The organism is Mesorhizobium sp. P170090 (genome assembly GCF_057786115.1).
The window spans coordinates 4,194,020-4,217,708 of the sequence record NZ_JBYNWH010000001.1 but is presented as its reverse complement, the minus strand read 5'-3'; the positions used below and the strand labels follow the sequence as shown (position 1 = coordinate 4,217,708).

Genomic DNA, 23,689 nt, shown 5'->3' with positions numbered 1-23,689 from the left:
TACGAACACGGGGCCGGACGCCTAAAAACGAGGAGAATCAGATGTGTCCAAGCCGCTCGCCAAAGTTTCCGATCCTCGGATCACCGCAGTTCCCGCGCAACAAGTCGCCGGGAGGACTGTTTGCTCGCGTTAATTGCGGTCGACCGACTCCTGGCTCATTCGCCGCCTCGCCGCTTGGCTCCGGTCAGCCGGCCTCGTCCGTCTCCGTCATCGCTGGCCGGCGGACGATCCAATCCACCAAACCGGCTTCGGTCTGCTCGCAGGCCACGAATTCGCGCACCAGACTTCGCGCCAGCTCGCGCCATTGACACTCGGGCACGTTCATCTCCGCGATCAGATCTCGGCATGCAGCGCGTATGATGTCGGCATCGAAGGCTGACACGGCGACAGGACCACGGTCTGTATTCTTTGCTCGAGGAGTGTCGTCGCCCTGACGTTCGCGAAAGCGCCTCAGCACCTCGCGCGATGCGGCGATCGCTTGTCGGGTTTGACTCATAGCCTCGTAAAATCCAACTTCGCGGACCGGTGAGCGGTGCCGCCATAGAATGAAGTCCTCCATAACCGCATGCGCAGTGTCCGTACGCGTTGCAACCATCGCCGCCTCCCTGCAGGCGCACCCAATGCTTGCAGCTTCTGCCGGTGTTCGGGCGGCCGCCTGCATTTGTCGTGTCGCTGCTATGATCGCGTGAGTTAAAGCCGGTGAAGCGTCGCTGCAATTACAAATGTAAGTGTGGCATCCGATAAGTGGTATGCCCGCTGGCTGCGGCGGCGGCGAGTTCGTTCTTCAGACGGTCGAAGTCTTCCTCGGCGAAGCGCTCTCCGCGTTGCCGGAACGAGGAAGCAGGATCTGGACAAAATGCATGCGGCCGTGCCGCCGTTCAGGGGGCGCTATTGGCGAAAATCCGCCAATTTCCGCCAGTCGAAGACAACGCCCACTCCAGGCTCGTCGGGTGCTATCGCCAAACCATCCTGAAGCCTCAGCGGCTCAGTGGTATAATGGTCAATATCAAAACTATGCGCCTCCACCCAGCCGGCATTTGTCTGACCTGCAACGAGGCTGACATGAAGTTCCTGCATCCCGTGACTGCAGACCGGAATGCCAGCCTTGCGTGAGAGCGCTGCCACGCGCAGCCAGCCGGTGACCCCGCCGCAGTTGGAGGCGTCGGGTTGGATGTAGGCGAGATTCGACCAAGCGAAGGCATGCTCGAACTCCTCGATGACATGCAGGTTTTCTCCCATTGCCAGGGGCATTCCGGTCGCCTTGGCAATGCTGGCGTAACCCTCATAGTCGTCGGGTATGATGGGCTCCTCGAACCACAGCAGATCGTAGGCGGCGAATGCTCTCGCTGCCTCGATCGCTCGCGGGACGTCCAGCGCGTAGTTGGCGTCAACCATAAAGGTGACATGAGGGCCGATGCGCTCGCGAACTGCCTTCACCCGGGCCACATCCTCGGCAAGGTCGTCCTTGCCGACCTTGATCTTCACCCCGGTGAAGCCGGCATTGAGATAGGAACCGATGCTGGCCAAAAGCTGATCGAGGGTGAAGTTTAGGTCGATGCCGCCGCGATAGGCCTTGGCGCTCTTCCCGGCCCCGCCCGCCATCTGCCAAAGCGGCAGGCCGCTACGCCGGCCCTTGAGGTCCCATAATGCGATGTCGATCGCCGAGATCGCGAAAGAAGCGATGCCGCCGCGCCCGACATAGTGGATGTGCCAGAGCATGCCGTCGTAGATCGTGTCGATTTGCGTTGCGTCGCGTGCCTTGAGGAACGGCGCGAGGTCGTGATCGATCATTGCCTTGATCGCATAGCCGCCCCTGCCGCCGGTGTAGGTGTAGCCTGTGCCCTCGGTGCCGTCGGCAAGCCTCAGCGTGACGGTGACCAGCTCGAAATGCGTGTGCGCGCCGTGCTTGGCATCGGTCATCACCTCACGCAGTGGGACCCGGAACAGCCGGGTCTCGACTTCCTTGATTTCGGTGCGGCTCATGCTGCGCTCCATTCACGTTTTTTCATCGGACCATAATTGCACCGGCAGCGCTGACTGGCAACAATGTGGCTGATCTTTCAGCGGTTCTGAAGCCAATCCGTCATTTTTGGTCCTACAAAAGCATCAATCCGCTTGTGCTTTGGTCCGATTTACCTTCTAATAACAGGACCATCTGGGAGGAAAAGGCTTGCTGGATACGGAAGAGCGTCCTGAGATGCCCGCGGCTATTCTCGCCGCCCGCGCGGCCGACGCGATGGTGGCCGGCATAGAGGCCGACATCACGTCCGGAAGGCTTGGCGACGGCAGCTACCTGCCGGCCGAGCGCGAACTGATGATCGAGTATGGTGTGGGCCGGGGCGTTGTGCGTGAGGCGATTGCGCGCCTGGCCAGCCGCGGCCTGGTGGAAGCGCGTCCGCGGTTCCGGCCCGTGGCGCGCCGGCCTGGCCTGGATGCCGCGCTCGGCGCCCTCGACGGCATTGTAGGACATCTGCTGAGCGACCAGGCGGGCGTGAAGAACCTCTACGACATGCGCGTCTTCCTCGAGGCGTCGCTGGCGCGCAACGCCGCCATCCATGCCCGCAAGGATGACGTCACAGCCCTGAGGGCGGCGCTGGCGATGAACGAGGCGGCCATCCCGGATTCTGAGAAATTCTATGCGACGGACGTGGCGTTCCACGCAGCGCTCTATGACATCGCGCGCAACCCGGTGCTGCCTGTCGTGCACAAGGCATTTACCGCCTGGCTGTCGCCGCATTGGATGCGCATGCCGCGGTCGCCTGAGCGCAACCGCGTGAATTTCCTCAGCCATCGTGAAATCTGCACGGCCATCATTGAGCGAGATCCTGACGGCGCCGAGCGGGCGCTGCTCAACCACCTCTCGGCGGCCTGGGAGTATGTCCGCGGTACATTCGAAAGCCGTGAGGCGCCGGAAGCATGACGCAGTCCTACGACCATATCGTGGTGGGCGGCGGAGCAGCCGGCTGCGTCGCGGCGGCAAGGCTTGTCAAAGCGGGACGGCGAACCCTGCTGCTGGAGGCCGGCCATTCCCATCATCACCCCTTGCTCGACATGCCGCCCGGCATCTTCAAGATGATCAACGGCTCGAAATTCATGCGCTATCACCGCACCGAGCCGCAGGCCCATCTCGACGGCCGCGTCCATGAAATCTCGCAAGGCAACGTGCTGGGCGGCGGCACCTCGGTCAACGCCCAGGTCTACATGCGAGGCCGCTCGGCCGACTATGAGGAGTGGGACGAACTGCTGCGCGGCAACAATGCCGGCGTGCGCTGGAACTGGCAGGCGGTGCTGCCGCATTTCACCGGCATGGAGGGAAACAACCGCCTCGGCGGCGAACTGCATGGAAGCGAAGGTCCGCTGCTGGTCTCGGATCCAGGCCACATCGATGATGTTTCCCGTTGGTTCGTCCAGGCCGTCCAAGGCCTTGGATTGCCGTACAACCATGACTTCAACGGACCGTCGCAGCGCGGGGTCGGCTTCTACCAGTTCATGAACCGGCGGGGAAAGCGAAGCAGCGCCGCCTATGCCTTCATCGAGCCGCTGACGAATGATCCCAAGCTGACGCTGAAACTCAATTGCACAGTCAGCCGGCTGCTGATCGAAAAAGGTCGGGTCACCGGCGTCGTCTACTCGGATGCGTCGGGCGCCGAGCATACCGTCCATGCGGATGCCGACGTGATCGTCTCGTCCGGTGCCCTCGTCTCGCCGAAACTGCTCATGCTGTCCGGCATCGGCCCCGCCGAGGCGCTTGCCGGGCACGGCATTTCCTGCGTCGCCGACCTGCCCGGGGTCGGCGAAAACCTGATCGACCATCCGGAGGTGCCGATCATCGCCACCGCAAACGGCCCATACGGCTATTTCAGGCAGGGCCAAGGCTGGAGGATGATCAGGAACGGCCTGCATTTCAAGCTCTTCGGCACCGGCACGATCCTGTCAGCGGGGGTGGAGGCCGGAGCCTTCGTCAATCCGGCCGATCCCGAGGGCGAACCGACGATCCAGGCCTTCTGCGTGCCGCACGTCTATCTGGACCGCGATATCCTGACCTTGGTCGAGAACACCTATGGGCTTACCGTGACGACAGTGGTGGTGAAGCCAAAGTCGCGCGGTTTCGTAAGGCTGCGTTCGGCGGATCCGAAGGACATGCCGATCGTTTCGCCGAACCTCCTTAAACATCCCGACGACATGAGGGAAATGATCTGCGGCCAGCGTTATTTCCTGCAGGCTTTTCAGACCAAGCCGCTCGCCGATCGGGTCAAGGCCATTGCCGTGCCAAGCCAGGATGATCTCAGCGACGAAGCCATGACAAAGCATTGCAAGCGCTTCGTGAAGACCAACTACCATCCGGCCGGGACATGCCGGATGGGCTCGGACAGCGACCGGATGGCGGTGCTGGACGCGGCGCTGCGCGTGCGCGGAATAGACAATCTGCGGGTTGCCGACATGTCGGCCTGCCCCAACATCAATGCCGGCAATACGGCGGCGCCCGCCATGATGCTGGGCGACCGCTGCGCCGACTTTATTTTGGAGGCGGCATAGCGCCTGACCCAGCTTGCCGACGGCGTCATCGCCGAAGCCGTCTGGGCCGATACCGTGAGGAAATTACACAGTCGCTGAAAGCGACAATAAAGGAGGAAAGAGCATGATCATTACCCGTCGAAACCTACTGGTTGGCTCCGCCGCCGGCGCGGTCGCGCTGACACTCGGCTCACGCGCCTTCGCGGCGCTCCCGCCGCTCGCCAAGAAGGACAAGTACAAGGTCGGTTTCGCCCAGACGGAAAGCAACAATCCGTGGCGTCTTGCCGAGACCAAGAGCATGCAGGACGAAGCCGCCAAGCTTGGCCATCAGCTGGTCTACACGGATGCCGCCGGTTCGTCGGCCAAGCAGGCCTCCGACGTGAACTCGATGATCGCGCAGGGCGTCGACGCAATCTTCCTGCCGCCCCGCGAAGACAAGCCCCTGGTGCCGGTCATTCTTGCCGCGCGCGATGCCGGCATACCGGTGTTTCTGGTCGACCGCGACGTTGATCACACCATGGCCAAGCCGGGCGAGGATTATGTCTGCTTCATCGGTTCGGATTTCATCGAGGAGGCGACCCGCGTCGGCGAATGGCTGGTCAAGAACGCCAATGGCAAGTCGAAAATCATCGAGCTGGAAGGCACGACCGGAGCCTCGGCCGCTACCGACCGCAAGAAAGGCTTCGACGATTTCATCGCCAAGCACTCGCAGTTCACCATCCTGGCATCGCAGTCCGGCGACTTCGCTCGTGACAAGGGCCGGCAGGTCGCCGAGACGCTGCTTCAGGCGCACCCTGATGCGGATATCATCTACGCGCACAATGATGAGATGGCGCTGGGCGCCATCGCCGCTTTGGAAGCAGCCGGCAAGACCCCGGGCAAGGATGTGCTGATCTTGTCGATCGACGGCGAGAAGGAAGGCGTCCAGGCGATCATTGACGGCAAGATCGGCGCTATCTGCGCTTGCAGCCCGCTGTTCGGGCCGAAGGCCTTCGCTACGATGGCCGACTATGCGGCCGGCAAGAAGATCCCGCCGTTCATCAAGAACGAGGATGCCTTCTTCGACGCCACGAACGCGAAGAAAGACTTCGATATTGCGTTCTGATATCCACTTTCTTTCCAGTTGCCCTACCCGCTTCGGCGGGTAGGGTTTGGGAGTTTGACGATGACCGCTCAGCCGGACCAAGCCGCGCTGCTCCTGGACATGCGTGACATCCAGAAGCGTTTTGCCGGCATCCCTGCCCTGGCCGATGCCTCGCTCCAGGTTCTTCCGGGCGAGATCCACGCACTCATCGGCCAGAACGGTGCGGGCAAATCGACACTTATCAAGGTGCTCACCGGCTATTACCGCCGGGATGCGGGGCAGGTGCTGTTCGAACGGAAGCCGTTCGAAGTTGGGTCTCCGCATCAGGCGCAGGTCAGCGGCATCAGCACCATCTACCAGGAGATCAATCTCGTACCGCTGCGCTCGGTGACCGAGAACATCTGCCTTGGACGCGAGAAGCGCCGCCGCGGCCTGCTCGACTGGAGCGCGATGCATGCGGAAGCCGAGCGCCTGCTCAGCCGCTTCTCGATCGGCATCGACGTGCGCCGCCCGCTCAGCGATTTCAACACCGCCACGCAGCAGATGGTGGCGATCGCCCGCGCCATCGGCTTTTCCGCCCGCCTCGTGATCATGGATGAGCCGACCTCCTCGCTGGACGAGCGTGAAGTCTCGGTCTTGTTCAGCGTTATCCGTCAGCTCAAGGCCGACGGCGTCTCCGTTCTGTTCGTCAGCCACAAGCTCGACGAGTTGTACGAGGTCTGCGACCGGGTCACGATCATGCGTGACGGCCGCACGGTGCGAAGCGCGGCGATGAGCGACATCGGCAAGCTGGAGCTGGTCGCGGCCATGCTCGGCCGCGACGTCGCAGCCGTCGAAGGCCACGCGACCGCGTTCGGCGAACGCGATCGGTCGAGGATCGGTGATGTGCTGTTTACCGCGCAAAGGCTGGCAGCCGGCCAGTTGGTCCGTGACGTGAGCTTCGACCTGCGCCGCGGCGAGATCGCCGGCTTTGCCGGCTTGCTCGGCGCCGGCCGCACCGAAACAGCCCGCCTCGTATTCGGCGCCGACCGCCGGAGCGCAGGCGAGATGACGATGGAGGGCGCGTCCTACCATCCCGCACGTGCCGCCGATGCCATCGCCGCAGGGATGGGCTTCTGCACCGAGGACCGCAAGGCCGAGGGCATCGTACCGGAAATGACCGTCGCGGAGAACATAACACTGGCACTGCTGCCGAAAATCAGCCGCAATGGCATCCTGAACGAGGCCCGGCAGAAGGAGATCGTCGAGCGCTTCATTCGTGAACTCGACATCAAATGCTCGGGGCCTAACCAGAAGGTCCGCGAGTTGTCGGGCGGCAACCAGCAAAAGGTGCTGCTTGCCCGCTGGCTGGCAATGAACCCGAAGCTGCTCATTCTCGATGAGCCGACGCGCGGCATCGATGTCGGGGCCAAGGCCGAGATCCAGCGCCTCATCCGCAAGCTTGCCGATGACGGGCTCGGCGTGCTGATGATCTCCTCGGAACTCGAGGAAGTGATGGAAGGAGCCGACCGCATATTCGTGCTGCGCGAAGGAGTGAGGGTGGCCGAACTGGAAGGCCAGGCAGCCGACGAGGAGGACGTGCTCGCGGCGATGGCGCATGGCGGCGCGGCGAAGGAGGCAGCGTGAGCGATCTGGCCACACCATCCGCAGCCAACGACGCTGGAAACCGCCACTTTGATGTGTTCGGTTTCCTGGCGCGCTACGGCACGGTGATCGCGCTTGTGCTGCTGGTGGTCTTCAACCTTGCCTATACGCGCAATTTCGCGACGCTGCAGACACTCAACGTCAACCTAACCCAGGTCTGCACAATTGTGATCGTCGCGGTGGGGATGACCCTGGTGATCGCCACCGGCGGCATCGACCTGTCGGTTGGTTCGCTGATGGCGATCTCCGGCGCATTGGCGCCGATGATCTTCATGGGCACGATCTTCCCGGTCGGAAACATCTATCTGGCGGTAGCCGTCGCGATGATTGCCTCGATCCTCGTCGCCGGCCTGTTCGGGCTGTTCAACGGCTGGTTGGTCTCGCGTTTCCGCATCCAACCGATCGTCGCAACGCTCGTGCTGTTCATCGCCGGGCGCGGGATCGCGCAGGTCATGACCAACGGCAATCTGCAGACCTTCCGCGTGCCGCAATTCCAGTGGATCGGACTTGCCCGCCCGCTCGGCATTCCCGCGCAGGTCATCATCATGGCCGTGCTGGTTGCGGCGGCCGCTTGGGCCCTTCACCGCACGGTGTTCGGGCGAAGCATCCTGGCGGTCGGCGGCAATGAAAAGGCCTCTGAACTCGCCGGCATCGCCGTATCGAGGATCAAGCTCGCTGTCTATGCGATCAGCGGCCTGTGCGCGGGGCTGGCCGGTCTCGTCGTCATTGCGATCAACTCCTCCAGCGACGCCAATCTCGTGGGGCTGGGCATGGAACTCGACGCCATCGCGGCGGTCGCGGTGGGCGGCACGCTGTTGAGTGGCGGAAAGGCCACAATCATCGGCACCCTGCTGGGCGCACTGACCATCCAGTTGGTGCGCTACACGCTGCTCGCCAATGGCGTGCCCGACGCCGCTGCGCTCGTCGTCAAGGCCGGCATCATCGCATTCGCCGTCTGGCTGCAGCAGCAACACCGGGTGTAATCCATGAACAGCGCCAGACTGGTTCGCATCATCGGCACTTACGGTGTCGTCATCGCGCTTGCAGCCCTCGTCCTGTTCGGATTCCTGCGCTACGACCGCTTCCTCGGCCTCTTCAACGTGATGAGCGTTCTGCGCTACAACTCGATGTTCGCGCTCGTCGCGCTCGGCATGTGCTTCGTGATCATGACCGGCGGCATAGACCTGTCCGTCGGCTCCGTCGCCGCCTTGGGCAGCGTCGCTTCCGCCCTGGCGAGCCCGCACGGCATCGCGGCAGGCCTTGCAGCGGGCGTTGGCGCCGGCCTGGCAGCCGGGCTGATCAACGCGCTCCTGGTTACGCGCGGAAACCTGATGCCATTCATCGCCACGCTTGCCACCATGCTGGCCGCAAGCGGCTCGGCGCTGCTTCTGGCCGGCAACCAGACCGTTTCGGTGTCTTATGATTCGGGTTTCACCGCCATCGGCCAAGGGAATTTCTGGATTTTCCCGATTCCGGCAGTCATCGCCCTGGTTGCCTATGCCGTCGGCTCAGTGGTCCTGAACTACACCAGCACGGGACGGACGGTGCTGGCCATCGGCGGTGGCGAGGATGCCTCGCGGCTGATGGGGCTGCGCACTGACCGCGTCAAATTTCTCGTCTATGTCGCAAGCGGGTGCCTGGCCGGGCTCGCCGGCGTCGTCCTCGCTTCTCAGTTCGGCGCAGGCCAGCCGATCGAGGGCGTCGGCTGGGAGCTGTTTGCCATCGCAGCCGTGGTCGTGGGCGGGACGCTGCTGACCGGCGGCTCGGGCTCGGTGTTGACCACGCTGGCCGGCGTGCTGTTGCTCGGGATCCTTTTCAACGTCCTGAACTTCGAAAACGGCATGGGTTGGATTTCGCTGTCAGCCTACTGGCAGTCGGTGATCCGCGGGCTGTTTTTGCTCGTCGTCGTCCTTCTCCAGGCACGGCTTACGGCAAGGCGCGAAACTGCCTGAGGATGGCGAGCGCCTTCGAGCACGATGGCGCTGCAGAATCAGTGCGCGTTGCGCACCCGGCCGATGAGCGCATCCCGCAGACTTTCTGCGGCGATGCTTCCCCGGTGCACCTGGGGTCCGACACCCTTGGAGCGGGATCCGCAAGCGGATCCTGGTGCAGTCACATGGCCGTCCTGGTCATTTCCCGGCGACCGCCACGAACACGGACTGCCCCTGCCTTTCCAGCCGAAACAGGATGGGCTTGCTCTGCCGGCGAGAGTTCGCCCATTCCTCGACGATATCCGAAGGCTCCGTCACGCGGCGATTGTTGGCCGATATGATGACATCGCCGGGCTGCAATCCGCTCCGGGCGGCAAGGCCATCGGGAACCACTTCCACGACGAAGACGCCGGTTGTTCCTGATTTGATGCCTAGCTGCTGACGCGCCTGATCCGGAATCGGGCTGAGGGATAGGCCGAGGCCGTCGGCCGCCGACTTCTTGTCGGGAACAGCGCCGGTCTTCACCTCCGCATCCTTGCGCTCACCGATGACAAGCGCGATCTCCTGGTCCTTGCCGCCGTTACTCCGTGTCAGAGTGGCCTTGCTGCCAGGCTTCTGGCTAGCCGTCGCAAGCGTGAGGTCATGGACACCCTCAATGCCCTTGCCGTTGAACCGGGTGATCACGTCACCCGGCTTCAAGCCGGCTTTCTCCGCCGGGCTGCCGGGCTCAACCGAAGCAACCAGCGCGCCCTTGTCATCCTTCATCCCGAGGGCCTCAGCCAGCGACGGCGTGATGTCCTGCAGGCGGACCCCGATGAAGCCGCGCTCGATCCGGCCGGTTCGGATCAACTGGTCGGCGATGCTCTGGGCGGTACGCGATGGCACCGCAAACCCGATTCCGATGCTGCCGCCCGACGGTGAGACGATGGCGGTGTTGACGCCGATCACCTCGCCACGTGCGTTGAACAGCGGACCGCCCGAGTTGCCTCGATTGATCGACGCGTCCGTCTGGAGAAAATCGTCGTACGGCCCGGCTTGAATGTCTCGCGAGCGGGCCGAAAGGACGCCGACAGTGACAGTCCCTCCGAGCCCGAAGGGACTGCCGATCGCGATTGTCCATGCGCCCGGCTGCATTGCATCCGAGTCGCCCCATTTGGTCGTGGTCATGTTGGGCCGCGGGTCGACCTTCAGCACCGCTATATCGGTGGCGGGGTCACGGCCGACCAATTGCGCCGGCGCCGTTTCCTTGTCGGAAAATACGACATGGATCTCTGTCGCATCGGCAACGACATGGTTGTTGGTGACGATGTAGCCGTCGGCACTGATCACAAATCCGGAGCCAAGCGCCTCCCTCACCTGCGGCTGAACGGGTCCGAGGCCCTGGCCGTCGAACGGACTTGTAAAGTCGCCCGCCGTCGTCTGGTCCTGGACAACCTCCCGGGTCGTGATCGCGACCACGGCCGGCAATTTCTGCTGGATGATCGCTGTGAAGTCGGTCGGGGTATCCTGGGCCAGGACAGGCGCCACGCCACTGGCCGAGAGCATCAGCGCAACCGCGATCAAGCGCGTTGCAAATCGTCTTTGCATATCGTGAGACATTGCTGGACCTCCTGCCGGACAGCCCCGGCCGCTCGGCCGCGCCGCGCGGAGCCGGTGCTCCGGACGCTAGAACTGCCAACAAAGCTGTTTGTTTCAGCCCCCCGGAAAAATGGCACGGCCAGGAAAAATAGCCCGACCGCAGGGTCCGGAAGGCAGCAGCCGGGAACCATTGAGGCCGTCGAGTTCAACCGTCCACAGGACTGGTCCCGGACGTGGCAGAAATCAGCAAAGCGACTGCGTCAGCTCCGGCAAATGCCCGATATGCCCATGGAGCCAACCTAGCGGCTGAGGTGCCTCTACCGGGCCTGGTGCGAAAAGGATCTGCAATGAAAGAGGGAGCTCCACAGCCGCCGAGAGACGCGGCTGTGATCACCACCGCTCGAACTCCCTCAAGGGAACAAAAGGGTACCAACTAAGTTCGGCCCCCATAATGAGGATGCCTATATGGACCTGTTGCCCCAGTCAGCCGAACACACCGTCTCCCCGCCGCCCGCTCCAGACCTTCACCGGCTTTTGTTCGATCCAAACTTGCGTATACACGGCTTGATTGATGACACTGTCGTCACCAAAGCCTTGGACGATTTGAAAGCCGTGCGTTCCGGGGAAGACGATCTCTACGTTGAAATCGACACGCCCGGAGGCGACGCCGACGGCGCGCGACGTCTAGCTCTAGAGTTCAAACTTTTTCTGAAACACTCGGGCCGCAACGGCTACATCATTGGCAAGAATACGGTTTACTCTGCCGGGGTAACGGTCCTTGCCGCTTTCCCGAAAGCCTGCAGGTTCCTTTGCCCGCAAGCAGTCCTGCTGATTCATGAAAGAAGGCTTGAGAAAGACTTGGTTCTGAATGGACCAATTCGAAGCTGTCTTCAGATCGTTCGCGAACAACTTGCGCTGTTGGAAACGGCAGAGCGACTCGAGAATGAAGGGTTCGCCGATCTCGTCCAAGGTTCTCGAACATCGCTGGAAGAGCTGCGCGACCATGCCCTGAACAGCTGCTACCTGATGGCAGCAAGAGCTTTGGAGCTAGGCCTTGTTGAAGACATTGCCCATTAACTTGATGCCTCGATGCAAACGGCAGAGCGGAGTCAAACACGCTTGCCTCACTCATGTCGGCGGCGACCATGAACGACGAGGTTGACAAGATAGAGCGGACCGGCGGCTGTCTTTGCGGGTCTGTGAGGTATGTTGTTACCGGCGCGCTGTTGCGCGTTGGCTTGTGTCATTGCCAGGATTGCAAGCGAACCAGCGGCAGCACCTACAGTGCCTTTGCCGTGTGGCCGCGGTCGGCTTACCAGTGCAAGGGCGAGCTTGCAGCGTTCAACGGCAGAGGTTTTTGCCCGGCATGCGGGTCGCGCGTGGTGAATCTCCGCGACGACGAAGCCGAGATCATGACCGGCACTCTCGATGATGCGCCAAACGACCTTCTCCCGACATACGAGCTTTGGACCCCCCGGCGCGAAGCCTGGCTCCACAACCTGCCTTGGGCTGACCAATTCGCGGGCGATCGCACCGAAGAAGGCCAAAATTGGCGCGAAGCCCGACGAGTATGACCATGCTCGAATGGCCCTCCACCCCTTGAACCGTGAAAGTCAGCTTGATGCGCGATGAATCACTCAAGTTCTTGAAGGAGATTGTGGCGACCCCGTCGCCGAGCGGCTTTGAGCAACCCGTAGCGGAGCTTTTCCGCGAGTATGTTCGTCCCTATGCCCACAGGTTGACGACGGACGTCATGGGCAATGTCACGGCGATCATCAATCCTGAGGCGTCTATGCGCTTCATGTATGCCGGGCACATGGATGAGGTCGGCTTCATCGTCCATTACATCGACGATGACGGCTTTCTTTTCTTCAGCACCATAGGTGGAACGGACGTTGCCACTGAAATCGGCCAGCGTGTCTGGGTGCACGGCAAGGAGCCGATCCTGGGCGTCGTAGGTCGCAAAGCAATCCAGACGTTCAAAGCCTCTGACACGTCTCAAACTCCCTCGCTGATGGAACTATGGATCGATATCGGCGCGAGTTCGCGAGAGGAAGCGTTGAAGGTCGTAGAGGTCGGCAGCGCGGTCACTATCAACGGCGAGTTTGCGGCGCTACAGGGCAACCTTGCTGTCGGACGAGCGTTCGACAACAAGGTTGGCCTCCTCATCGGCGCCGAGGTCCTGCGCTGCCTCTCCGAGGAGGGAGGCGTTCACCCCGGCGTGGGCCTCTATATCCTGGGTACGGTTCAAGAGGAAATTGGTTCCCGAGGCGCGATGACCTCAGCGTTCAACATCGCACCTCGAACCGGCCTCGCAATCGATATGGGCGTGGCAATGGACTATCCGCGCGCTCGCGCCGAGGATCAGGGCAAACTGGACCTTGGGAAAGGGCCGGCAATCACTCAAGGCGCGAACACCAACCCGGTGGTGTTCAATCTGCTGAAGTCGGTGGCCGAGAAAGAGGGCCTACCTTATCAGCTTCAGGCGGTGGGCAGCTCAAGCCCTACCGACGCGCGTGTCATGCAGCAGAACCGAGGCGGCGTCGCAAGTGGGGTGCTCTCCGTGCCTTTGCGTTACATGCATACCCCGTCGGAAGTTGTTTGCCTGGATGATGTGCAAACGACGATTGACCTGGTTTGTGCATATTGCCGGCGATTGACGCCGGAGATCGACTTCACGCCAAGATGAGGCGGCGGGATTGATTGTGGAAGTCGTGGCTCCAACAGTCGCCGATCTGGCGCCTGTCGGCCACCGCCCGGTTCGTCGGTCACCGCGCACCTGCGAAAACCCAACCACGGTCCACTGGGGAGCGCGCCTCAGGTCACCGCGACCGCTTCCACCAAACGCCTGAGGAAATCCGTCAGACCGGCTTCAGGATCATCACCTGCGCCAACGAGCACCGAAATACCCCAGCGCCCAAGCACGGCCTCCTCCACAGGGTTGCGGCTGGGCATGAAGATGAACGAAGGGGGACGATCTTTCTCATATCCAGACCGGTGCCAGGTTTGCCAAAGCCGGTGCAACAGCAGCCGGATGTTTGGATCGGAGAGGCTATAGCCAATGAACAGGATCGTGCTGCCGAGAGCGTCGGAGCGAAAGCGGACATCAAGGGGAGAATTGAAGGACAGGCGGTCAAGATAGTCGGTTTCGGTGAGGACAAGGGAAAAGTCCTCGTCAAAGTCGCCGTGAAATTTCACGATGTGCGTTATGCCTCGACGGGCCTGCGCAACGTGCCGTGCGTTGGCCACTTTCACGTACTCTCGACCGTGGATTTCAAAAGCGAGTTCCAGGTTCCGGTCATAGTTCGTCGTATAGATGACGGGAAAATCGAGCGTCACGATGAGACGGTGCAATTCCGATTTCTCGATCCGTTCCTTGGCGACAGACCAGTTTCTGTCCATCCAACTGCGAAGTGGTCCGATGCTGCCATGCTTGATCCGATAGTATTCGGCCAAGGTCTGAAAACGATCGCGTCGCGTGGAAAATTCATCGTCGACGCCGAGCTCCTTTGCCATTCGCTCGATGAGCTTCTCCCAAGACGGAAGTCCGACGCTGATCGATACCCCCGCCCCCACAAACAAAATTGCGCTGCGATGACGAATTGCATTGGCGAGCGAATTTATAGGATCATCATCGTTCATGGATAGGTCCTCCGAAGCCACTCGCGTGGGCCGGACCTAAAGGTGCGTGCCCCGTGAGCGGATCGTGGACGCGGCCCCGCAATTCGAGCCAGCACGGCGCACTGCGGGAGCATCGTGCTCCGCCCTCATCGACGAAATCGGATCGACCACGCACCAGCCAGCCCAGAGGGGGCGGCCCTTGCAGTCCTGCCGAGCCGCTTGCCACCCGAACCGAGGTAGCGGCCGCGAGGACACTGGCTGTGAACTGGAACCGGCGGTGTTGCGGTTTACTGGCCACGTTGATTCAGTTCTGCGCCAGCCATATTGCGCAAAACTCTATCGAGTTTCGCATTCACCAAGAGGTTGCGCCGCTTCGCGCCGATAAAGATGGCGAGAGAGTAAATCATTGTAAGAACAGAGATCATCGTCATTCCGGCCTAAACATCAGCGGCCGGAGATGTTCCATGCGCCCGGAAATATTCCAGTGCAGGTGTTTTTAAATCGCCGAAGCTACGCGCTCAATGCGCGGTTGGTTTCGTGTCCAGGGCGGACGAATTAGCGCAAGGCGGTATTCATCCTCCCACATCGGCGGCGGACTGAAGCGAAATGCTGGTTGTGTCCCCCAGAATTGCAATGAAACGCCGATGCTTTGCATGCGGCCCGGAACAAATGCTCGCTTGCACAGTTCGAGCCATGCAGCGGTCGACCCCCGCGCTGCAAGATCGGTAGCCCGATCGCCCGCGCCGGCCCCTCCCACGGCGCGGGCTTTCGTTTGAATTCACGCTGTCGGGGTTGGAGTCGCTCCGCCGTTGTCGCGAGCCGGCTGATATACGCGCTGTCCGGGGCTCGCGGGATGCCGGCGACATCGGCATTCGCGCAGTCCGGCAGGTCAGCCGATGCACGGGAACAACGTGGCACTGTGATGGTTTGGTGGCCTCGGAAGGTGGCAGAGAACGATGGGCAAAAAGCCCAAACAGCACGCAAAATCCACGGCGGATCGCGAAAAGGCGATCGAGGCGCTCTACTTCGCGCGCAAGTGCGGCCTTACGAAGGAAGAGGCACTCAAGATGCTCAGGGAAGCCCCGATCGGGATCGATGATGAAGCCGAAGAGCGCTCCGGCAGTTAGAGGCGACCGTCAATCGCGCATCGCAGCCGGCCGCGGCGCATGATCTTCTTCACTTCCGATACGCATTTCAACGATCCGCGCATTCTGCGCCTCGACCGGCGTCCCTTCGCCTCGTTGGTCGAGCATGACCAGGCGCTGGTTGCGTTTTGGAACGAAACGGTTGGCCCGAACGACGAGGTCTGGCACCTCGGCGATTTCGCCAAGGGTCCAGCCGAGACCGTCTCTTCACTGCTGTCGTCTCTTAACGGGTCCAAGCACCTGATTATTGGCAACAATGACAGCGCCGCCACCATTGGCGACCCGGCCTGGGCGAGCGTGCACCACTACATGGAGCTTCTTGTCGAGGGCCGCTTGCTGGTTCTGTGTCACTATCCTTTTCGCACCTGGAACCAGATCGGCAAGAGATCGGTAAACCTGCACGGTCATTCGCACGGCCGTCTGAAGCCGATGACGCGCCAGCATGATGTCGGCGTCGACGCATGGGGATTTCGTCCGGTCACCTTTGCTGCCATTCAGGCCAGTCGCCGGCGGGGTTAGCCCGGCAGAACGCCGGGCGAGCGAAGGTCTTCAGCTTTGCGGAATTGGAGCCGACGAGAGGCCGTCTGTAATCCTGCTGTGTCCGCAACAATGCGGCAATCCTGGTGGCGGCTTCAAATGGGAGAACAGCCTCACGGATAGCGGTTTTCGCGCGTGGATCGGCACTGCTCGAGGGGCCGGTACGCGGACCGCGCCACACCATAAACTTGAGTGTGGCGGAGTCTTACGGAAGCCCTACCGGCCGTCGCAGCGCGAGATCGAACGCATCGCCTGAGCTCAGCACGTGAACCCTCAGATCATGGATGGAAAGGGCGGCATCAGGCTCACCTTCCGCGATGTTGGAATGGGTCACGCCGGCTGCATCGACCAGATAGACAGCGCCGCTGCCGATGACCTTGAACATCTCGCCCTTCACCACGATCGCCGTGTCTTCATCAATGCCGATGCCGAGGACGCGCGGGTTCTGCGACACCGCCCCGATGAGCCGCCCAATGCGGCCACGTTCCGCAAAGTGCTGGTCGATAATGACGTTCGGCAGCAGGCCCAGTCCCGGCGCCATGCGTATGTGGCCGATCCGAAAGGACGCTGCGTTCGGCCCCTTCACCATCATTGTGTCGCTCATGACCGACGCGCCCGCGGAGGTGCCGGCAATGACGCCTCCGGCTTCATAGATTTCGTGCACCCGCTCGTCGATGGGCGTGTCGCCGATCTGGCTGGTGATGCGGAGCTGGTCGCCGCCGGAGAAGAACACCGCGCTCACGTCTGCAAGCGCACTTATTTTCTTTTCATGAGCTGCCTCGAGGCGGTCGTTGACGTAGAGCTCGATGACATCCTTGATGCCCAGCTCACCGAAGGACCTCTGATACTTCTCGAGATAGCCATCCGGCTCATGAGACGCGATGGTGGCAAGCACCAGGCGGCCGTTCGGAACCAGGCTCGCTACCTCCTTCAAGATGACACGATCGCCATCATGGTCCTCGTGGCCGCCGATGATGACGAGCGTTCCGGCTTTACCGTTCGAGGATCGTTTTTTCTTCTTGTCGGTCATTTGCCCACGTCTTTCTTGCGCAGGAAAACGTGCGGGTGGTTGTCCTCGCTGGTCATGAAAGCGACTGCGAACTCCCTGCTGTTATGCGCCCATCCAGACACGCCGGTCGCGGTAAGCACGATGGCTCCGGCTTCGCCGCCGATCGCCTCGACTTCCTTGAGCGCGGGATTCAGCACCTGCTCCAGGCCGCCTTCAGCCTGTCCCGAAGACAATGCCTGCCGCGCCGAGAGTGCCTGCATGACACGGGCCGCGAGAGCCTTTCGCGCGATATGCTCACCGTCTCCCGAGAAGGCGACGGCTCCCAACCGGTTGTCGGCATAATAGCCGCAGCCGGGTTGCGGAGAATCCCCCACACGACCGGGAGCACTGCCGTCCAGTCCGCCGGTCGAAGTGCCGACGGCGATGTCCCCGTATTGATCCAGGGCAACCACACCGATCGTATCCTTCGCCTCAGACTTGCTGGAGGCGTCGCGCTGCTGCGACGTGATCAAATCCGCCGGATCGCAAAGCTCCAGCTGCTTGTCGGCGGCGAAACGCCGGGCCCCCTCCGACGCCAGCAGGATCGGCTCCTCATGCAGCATGGCCTTGGCGACACTGATTGGATGGCGCACGCCCTTGATCACTGCGACGGCACCTACATTGAAGTCCCTGCCCTCCATCAGGCCAGCGCACATCTCGACCTCGCCATCCGAATTGAGGGCACTTCCATATCCCGCATTGAATGTCGGGTCGGCCTCGAGGACGCGACCGGCAGCTTCCACGGCATCGACCGCCGTTCCGCCGCCGGCCAGGATGGCCCGACCTGCCTCGAGCGCCTCGATGCATCCGTTGCGATGCGCCTCCTCCTCTTGCGGATCGATCTCCTTGGCGCCGCCGTGCAGGATCAGCGACCACATCAGCCAGCCCTCAGATGGCGAATATGGGTCTGATCGGGCCCTCCCCTCGAAGGCGTCGCGCCTCCGAAGCCGGTTACCTGCCGCCACACGGCTTCAACGTCGTCGACGGTCAGCACGACAAGGTCGTTTTCCCGTGCAAGCCTGAGACACACGTCGACGGCCTCCTTCTCGGGACAGACGGCGTGAATGCGGCCTGGGGCGCAGCCGGCGTTCAAGGCACCTTCCCGCAGCAAGCCGGCGATCGCTCCGGGGGCTCGGCCGCGCAGCTCCTGCTCATCCTCCTTGAAGACGATGACGTCGAATATCCGCGAAGCGATCGCGCCCATCTCGCGTATATCACAATCGCGGCGGTCACCGGGTATGGCGACCAAGCCGATCGTGCGCTGATAGCCGCGCCTCATGTGGGAAACGAGCTTTCCGAGCGCCTTCAGCCCTTCCGGATTGTGCGCATAGTCGACGATCGTGCGGAAACCATGCCCGTCGAAGACGTTGAGGCGACCGGGAGATTGCTCGAACGAGGTGCCAAACTCGGCCAGCGCCGCCCGGATCGTTGCCGCCGGAACGTCGTAGCAATGCGCCATGGCGACGGCTGCCAGGCTGTTGGCAACGTTGAATTCGGCCGAACCCTCGAAGGTCGCGGGAATTTCGTCGACGCTCATCAGGAACATCGATTCCCCATCCTCGTGGATGAAAATGTCCCAGCCGTCGCTGCTGGGCTCCCGCGTCACGGCGCGGCCGCCTTCCGCCAGGTGGTTGCGCAAGAAACCGGGCCACTCGCTCCTGCTCGCCAGCGAGAAGTAGCAGATCCTGCCGCCGGCATCTCGCGACATTGCGGACGTGTGGACGTCGTCGGCATTAAGAATGCTCCATCCACCGCGGCGAACGGACTCGACCACGACCGATTTCACCTCCGCCAGGTCCTCGATCGTGTCGATGCCCCTCAGCCCGAGATGGTCGCCGTGGACGTTCAGAACCGCGCCAACATCGCATGCATCGAAGGCAAGCCCTTCGCGCAGGATGCCACCGCGCGCACATTCCAGCACCGCGACATCGACGCCCGGCTCGCGCAGCACGATCCTGGCGCTCTGCGGGCCTGAGCAATCGCCTGTCATGATCCGCTCGCCGTTCAAGTAGACGCCGGTGGTCGAGGTGAGCCCGACCGTTGCCCCATTCGCCTGCAGGATGTGCGCCAGCATCCGGGCAGTGGTCGACTTGCCGTTGGTGCCGGTAATCGCGAAGATCGGAATCCGGCCGTCCTTGCCGCCTTTGAAGAGAAGATCGAGCACGGGCCGTGCGACGTTGCGGGCGCGCCCCGACGAGGGTTCGAGATGCATGCGGAAACCAGGACCGGCATTCACCTCTATGATGCCGCCGCCAGTCTCGCTGACCGGCCGTGAGATGTCGGGACAGACGAAGTCGATCCCGGCAATGTCGAGACCGACGATCTGTGCCGCCCGCTTGGCGATCAGCGCGTTTTCGGGATGGATTTCTTCCGTTCGGTCAATCGCGGTCCCACCGGTGGAGAGATTGGCGGTGGGCCGCAAGAGCACCATTTGACCCGGCGCTGGAACGCTCGCCAGGGTGAGCTGCGATTTTGACAGGAAATGCTCGACACATTCGTCGATCTCGATGCGGGTCAATACCGAGGAATGGCCCTCTCCCCTTCGCGGGTCGCGGTTCGTCTCCTCGACGAGCTCGGCGACAGAACTCCGGCCATCGCCGACCACATGGGCCGGAACCCTCTCGGCAAGCGCCACGACCTTTCCACCGATCACCAGGATCCTGTGGTCCGAGCCGACGAAATGCTGCTCGACGATAACGCTGCGGCTGTGTTCTCGCGCCTGTTCGAAGCCCCAGCGGACCTCGTCTTCCGTTGCCAGACCGATGTTGACGCCGCTTCCATGATTGCCATCGAGTGGTTTGGTGACCACGGGGTAGCCCAGCCGTGCTGCTGCCGCGACCGCGTCCTGCGCCGATCGCACGAGTTCCCCGCGTGGCACCGGCAGGCCGGCCTGTTGCAGCAGGAATTTGGTCAGGTCCTTATCCGAGGCGATCTCGGTCGCAATCTCGGAAGTGAGGTCGCTGCAACTGGCGCGGATGCGCTTCTGATGCTTTCCGTGACCAAACAGCACGAGGCTGCTGTCGTCAATCCGCGCCGCGGGTATGCCTCGCCTCTCGGCCTCGCGCACCAAGGAAGCAGTCGTAGGCCCCAAGGCACGCTCGGCGGCCAGACGCTTGAGCTGCTGCAGCCTGGCTGCGAACTCGAATGGCCCCTGCGTTTCCGCAATGTCGCCGAGCCCCTCGACACCATGCAGATTGGCCGGCAGCAGGCTGTCCACCAGTTCGAGCGCGACGCGTCCGGCGAGCAGCCCGACAAGCTCATCCTTGTAGGCGAACATGACGTTATAAGTGCCGGGACTACCTTTGACCGACCGTGTCTTTCCTCGTGTTACCCGGTGACCGAGCATGCTCTGCAGTTCCAGGGCGACATGCTCGACGACGTGGCCGAGCCAGGTTCCTTCCTGCATGCGGCGGACGAAGCCGCCGGCGGCGCCATAGCTGCAGCCATGGCCCGCAAGGCCGGGCAACAGTCGGACGATTTGTTCGGAAAACCCGGGCAGTTTGTCTGTCGGGAACGCCTCAAGGGCTCCGAGGTCGATCCGAATCTGGACCATTGGCGTCATACTATAGAGGTGCGGCCCGCGAAACACGCGGGCGTCCACGACGCGGATAGGGCGAAAACGCGAGGCGCCCCGATGAATTTCTTTGTCCGACATAGTCCGTTTCTCCTGACTAACTCCGCAACATCCGGAGGATCGGTTAGTTCCCGGCCTTTCAGCCCAAATATTTTTGCAGGAGAGAGAAACAAAAGTGGCCGTTAACATATGTTGCCCCAAGAACACCCTCTGGTCATCTCGGCCACGTGCGGTCGCTGTTCTGAGGGCTACTTATCTCTCGGGACGAGGCGGGCCAGGCATTCGCTCGTTTTCACAAACATTCGCCGGGCACATCGCGGCCGTTGAGCTAGTGCCCGGCTTTGCTCATGGCGACCCATTGTGCGGGTCCAGCACTGAGGCATTAATCTTCAGCACGCTTTCGGCACCCGGGAACATTTCCAGACGCGTCAGGTTTGGAACCATCCTTGCACCGGAACTACAGCCATGCAGAGTCGAAAATCGGTGAAGGCCGCGCTTGTCAAGGAGATCGACGCGGTCCGCCTTCGTATCTCGCTGCTTGAAAGCGAGCTATGCAGAGATGGCAGACCCAGGCAAATTGGATGGCGTTCAGGATACGAACTGAACGCCCACAAAGCCCGCCTTGCTCGACTGGAGACCGTGCTTGCCCACTATCCGTCGGCACCGGCAGCCCGGGCATCGAAACAGCAACCGCTTGAGTTGCGCGCAAGGCAACCAAGTAATTTTGGGGAAACGCCATGGCTGACAGACCCTCAATCAGAACTCCGCTAGCTCGAGTGCGGGGCCTTGGATCGGCGAAACACGGAACCGAAACGTTCATGCTGGAGCGGCTGACATCTGCTGCCCTGTTGATCCTTGTCATTTACATCGTCGCGGTCGTTATAATGCTGGTCGGTGAGCCTCGAGACGCCGTCCTCAGCGTCGTAGGATCGATCTATGTCGCGCCAGCCCTTATTGGCTTCATTCTCGTAAGCTGCGTTCACATGCGGCTTGGAATGCAATCGATCATCGAAGATTACTGCCATGCCACCGTGCTCAAATCGCTTCTTCTGATCGCCAATTGGTTATTCTGCTGGGCAGTCGCGCTCGCAAGCTTGTTCGCTGTGCTGTCAATCAGCTTCAGATAGCGATCCGGTTCTCAGCTGCAGCCAGCGTCTGCCACCGGCAGGCTGAAGTTCGCCTCAGCGGAGAACCGGGCTGGCTTGCGCAAAGGAGTTCGACAACCCGGCCTCATCTGATTTGCGGCAGCCTGTCCCATTGATGGAAAGGGGGTGGAGAGGTCAACTCCCACTCCAATGTGGTAGCTCCTGGCCCCCATGGGTTCATGCCGGCGGCTCTTTGCCGGTAGAAAGCTTCCAAGATGCCGAAGAGGAAAATCACGACACTCGCGGCCGACAGGTACGATCCATACGAGGACACCATGTTCCAGCCGGCGAATGCGTCGGGATAGTCGACATAGCGACGCGGCATGCCCGCCAATCCAAGGAAGTGATGGGGGAAGAAGACGAGGTTCACGCCGACGAAGGTCGTCCAGAAATGGACCCCAGCCAGAAGCGGGTTGTAGAGATATCCCGTCATTTTCGGAAACCAGTAATACCAGCCCGCGAAGATGCCGAAGATCGCTCCCAGTGAAAGTATGTAGTGGAAATGAGCGACGACGAAGTATGTGTCGTGCAATTCACGGTCGAGGCCGGCATTTGCGAGTTGAACGCCCGTCACCCCGCCCACGGTGAACAGGAATATGAAGCCGAGGGCCCAGAGCATCGGCGTCCGCAGGCTGACCGAACCGCCCCACATGGTTGCAATCCAGGAGAACACTTTAATCCCGGTCGGCACTGCTATCACCATCGTGGCGAAGGTGAAGTAGCGCTGCGTGTCGAGGCCTATCCCGCTGGTGTACATATGGTGGGCCCAGACGACGAAGCCGATCACCCCGATCGCCACGATTGCGTAGACCATCCCGAGATACCCGAAGATCGGCTTTCGCGAGAAGGTCGAGATCACCTGGCTGACGATGCCGAACGCCGGCAGGATCATGATGTAGACTTCCGGGTGGCCGAAGAACCAGAAGAGATGCTGGTACAGCAGCGGGTCGCCTCCGCCGTCCGGCGCGAAGAACGTGGTTCCGAAATTGCGATCGGTCAGGAGCATGGTGATGGCGCCGGCCAGCACCGGCAGAGCCAGCAGCAGCAGGAAGGCGGTGATGAGGATCGACCACACAAACAGGGGCATCTTGTGCAGGGTCATCCCCGGCGCGCGCATGTTGAAGATGGTGGTGATGAAGTTGATGGCTCCCAGGATCGAGGAGGCGCCCGCAATGTGCAGAGACAGGATGACCAGATCCACGGCGGGACCGGGATGGCCGGAGGTCGACAGCGGCGGGTACAGGAACCAGCCGGTCCCAGGGCCATAGCCGCCGGGGACGCTGGGCATGAAGATCGACAATAAAAGCAACATCAATGCCGGCGGCAGCAGCCAGAACGAGATGTTGTTCATGCGCGGGAAGGCCATGTCGGGGGCGCCGATCATGATCGGAACCATCCAGTTGGCGAAGCCGCCGATCAGGGCGGGCATCACAGTGTAGAAGATCATGATCAGCGCGTGGGCCGTGGTGAAGACGTTGTAAAGCTGCTTGCCGGCGTCGATCGCCGCGTCGCCCTGGTAACCGTAGATCATCGACGCCAGTCCGGGGAAAAACTGGATCCCGGGTTGCTGCAGCTCGATTCGCATGCTCACCGACAAGAGCATGCCGATCACCCCCGCGATGAAAGCGAAGACCAGATAGAGTGTGCCGATGTCCTTGTGGTTGGTCGAAAACAGCCATCGGGTGATGCCGGTCGGCTGGCGGCTGTCGAGACCGTCCGGATCTGCCGCCGTATATTCGTTCATGACCTTCTCCGCTTGAGCCGTCCGTCGCCAGCATCGAACCGTGCTGGAACTTGATTGTTCCCTCCACCGAACCGGCGGTAGGAACATTCCACGGAAGCCGCGGTTAGGTTCCGCGCGGCCGAC

Annotated in this window: 20 protein-coding genes; 12 read left to right on the top strand and 8 right to left on the bottom strand. The window is 61.8% G+C overall.

Translation table 11 applies throughout. The annotated features are described in order from the left end of the window. Positions 1-184: 184 nt before the first annotated feature. The gene (locus AC3EML_RS20395; RefSeq protein WP_023724417.1) at positions 185-595 is read right to left on the bottom strand and encodes a hypothetical protein; all 411 of its coding nucleotides are present in this window, start codon (positions 593-595) and stop codon (positions 185-187) included. A gap of 293 nt (positions 596-888) precedes the next feature. Continuing rightward, on the bottom strand, positions 889-1,983 hold the full coding sequence (locus AC3EML_RS20390; RefSeq protein WP_352520328.1) for a mandelate racemase/muconate lactonizing enzyme family protein: 1,095 nt from the start codon (positions 1,981-1,983) through the stop codon (positions 889-891). Positions 1,984-2,170: 187 nt separating this feature from the next. On the opposite strand from AC3EML_RS20390, the gene AC3EML_RS20385 reads away from it, so the two are divergent. From AC3EML_RS20385 to AC3EML_RS20360, 6 genes are all read left to right on the top strand, one after another. After that, on the top strand, positions 2,171-2,920 hold the full coding sequence (locus tag AC3EML_RS20385) for an FCD domain-containing protein (protein WP_023682469.1): 750 nt from the start codon (positions 2,171-2,173) through the stop codon (positions 2,918-2,920). Beyond that, positions 2,917-4,536 carry a GMC family oxidoreductase gene (locus AC3EML_RS20380; RefSeq protein WP_352520327.1) on the top strand — a complete coding sequence of 540 codons (1,620 nt, stop codon included), beginning with the start codon at positions 2,917-2,919 and terminating at the stop codon, positions 4,534-4,536. The genes AC3EML_RS20385 and AC3EML_RS20380 overlap by 4 nt, the downstream gene beginning before the upstream one ends. A 103-nt stretch (positions 4,537-4,639) precedes the next feature. Continuing rightward, positions 4,640-5,620, top strand: a complete 981-nt coding sequence (locus AC3EML_RS20375; protein ID WP_352520326.1) for an ABC transporter substrate-binding protein — start codon at positions 4,640-4,642, stop codon at positions 5,618-5,620. A gap of 60 nt (positions 5,621-5,680) precedes the next feature. Then, positions 5,681-7,225: a sugar ABC transporter ATP-binding protein gene (locus AC3EML_RS20370; RefSeq protein ID WP_023693473.1), complete on the top strand. Its 1,545-nt coding sequence runs from the start codon at positions 5,681-5,683 to the stop codon at positions 7,223-7,225. Next, on the top strand, positions 7,222-8,226 hold the full coding sequence (locus AC3EML_RS20365) for an ABC transporter permease (RefSeq protein WP_488505303.1): 1,005 nt from the start codon (positions 7,222-7,224) through the stop codon (positions 8,224-8,226). Before AC3EML_RS20370 ends, AC3EML_RS20365 begins: the two co-directional genes overlap by 4 nt. A gap of 3 nt (positions 8,227-8,229) precedes the next feature. After that, positions 8,230-9,195: an ABC transporter permease gene (locus tag AC3EML_RS20360; RefSeq protein ID WP_352497368.1), complete on the top strand. Its 966-nt coding sequence runs from the start codon at positions 8,230-8,232 to the stop codon at positions 9,193-9,195. Positions 9,196-9,372: 177 nt separating this feature from the next. Here the strand turns inward: AC3EML_RS20360 and AC3EML_RS20355 are convergent, their stop codons facing one another. Continuing rightward, entirely contained in the window at positions 9,373-10,773 is a 1,401-nt protein-coding gene (locus AC3EML_RS20355; RefSeq protein WP_352520325.1) for a Do family serine endopeptidase, read from the bottom strand. A gap of 444 nt (positions 10,774-11,217) precedes the next feature. Between AC3EML_RS20355 and AC3EML_RS20350 the strand changes: the two genes are divergently transcribed. The 3 genes from AC3EML_RS20350 to AC3EML_RS20340 all read left to right on the top strand — a co-directional run bounded on the left by AC3EML_RS20350 (position 11,218) and on the right by AC3EML_RS20340 (position 13,441). After that, positions 11,218-11,829, top strand: coding sequence for an ATP-dependent Clp protease proteolytic subunit (locus tag AC3EML_RS20350; protein ID WP_023672669.1), 612 nt, complete (start codon positions 11,218-11,220; stop codon positions 11,827-11,829). 68 nt (positions 11,830-11,897) lie between these two features. After that, positions 11,898-12,326, top strand: a complete 429-nt coding sequence (locus AC3EML_RS20345) for a GFA family protein (RefSeq protein ID WP_352520324.1) — start codon at positions 11,898-11,900, stop codon at positions 12,324-12,326. 47 nt (positions 12,327-12,373) lie between these two features. Continuing rightward, a complete protein-coding gene (locus tag AC3EML_RS20340; protein ID WP_352520323.1) occupies positions 12,374-13,441 on the top strand; it encodes a M42 family metallopeptidase in 1,068 nt (355 codons plus the stop codon). A 128-nt stretch (positions 13,442-13,569) separates the two neighbouring features. On the opposite strand, the gene AC3EML_RS20335 is transcribed toward AC3EML_RS20340, so the two are convergent. Continuing rightward, positions 13,570-14,394: an SIR2 family NAD-dependent protein deacylase gene (locus tag AC3EML_RS20335; RefSeq protein WP_488505302.1), complete on the bottom strand. Its 825-nt coding sequence runs from the start codon at positions 14,392-14,394 to the stop codon at positions 13,570-13,572. A gap of 935 nt (positions 14,395-15,329) precedes the next feature. Here AC3EML_RS20335 and AC3EML_RS20330 point away from each other — a divergent pair. Together AC3EML_RS20330 and AC3EML_RS20325 are read left to right on the top strand one after the other, a co-directional pair. Beyond that, entirely contained in the window at positions 15,330-15,500 is a 171-nt protein-coding gene (locus AC3EML_RS20330; protein ID WP_023672674.1) for a hypothetical protein, read from the top strand. A 39-nt stretch (positions 15,501-15,539) separates the two neighbouring features. Beyond that, the gene (locus AC3EML_RS20325; RefSeq protein WP_023738740.1) at positions 15,540-16,037 is read left to right on the top strand and encodes a hydrolase; all 498 of its coding nucleotides are present in this window, start codon (positions 15,540-15,542) and stop codon (positions 16,035-16,037) included. A 223-nt stretch (positions 16,038-16,260) separates the two neighbouring features. On the opposite strand, the gene AC3EML_RS20320 is transcribed toward AC3EML_RS20325, so the two are convergent. From AC3EML_RS20320 to cphA, 3 genes are read right to left on the bottom strand one after another with little or no spacing between them, the layout of a single operon-like run. Further along, a complete protein-coding gene (locus tag AC3EML_RS20320) occupies positions 16,261-17,085 on the bottom strand; it encodes a cyanophycinase (RefSeq protein WP_023710470.1) in 825 nt (274 codons plus the stop codon). Further along, complete coding sequence (locus AC3EML_RS20315) at positions 17,082-17,981, bottom strand: isoaspartyl peptidase/L-asparaginase family protein (protein ID WP_023710469.1); 900 nt, start codon at positions 17,979-17,981, stop codon at positions 17,082-17,084. The genes AC3EML_RS20320 and AC3EML_RS20315 overlap by 4 nt, the downstream gene beginning before the upstream one ends. After that, a complete protein-coding gene (cphA, locus tag AC3EML_RS20310) occupies positions 17,981-20,758 on the bottom strand; it encodes a cyanophycin synthetase (RefSeq protein WP_352557210.1) in 2,778 nt (925 codons plus the stop codon). Before cphA ends, AC3EML_RS20315 begins: the two co-directional genes overlap by 1 nt. Before the next feature lie 656 nt (positions 20,759-21,414). Between cphA and sdhD the strand changes: the two genes are divergently transcribed. Then, on the top strand, positions 21,415-21,804 hold the full coding sequence (gene sdhD / locus AC3EML_RS20305) for a succinate dehydrogenase, hydrophobic membrane anchor protein (RefSeq protein ID WP_352462498.1): 390 nt from the start codon (positions 21,415-21,417) through the stop codon (positions 21,802-21,804). A 103-nt stretch (positions 21,805-21,907) separates the two neighbouring features. Here sdhD and ctaD read toward each other — a convergent pair whose 3' ends face one another. Further along, positions 21,908-23,566 (bottom strand): cytochrome c oxidase subunit I, encoded by a 1,659-nt coding sequence (gene ctaD, locus AC3EML_RS20300; RefSeq protein ID WP_352520557.1) that lies wholly within the window; start codon positions 23,564-23,566, stop codon positions 21,908-21,910. Between the last annotated feature and the right edge of the window lie 123 nt (positions 23,567-23,689).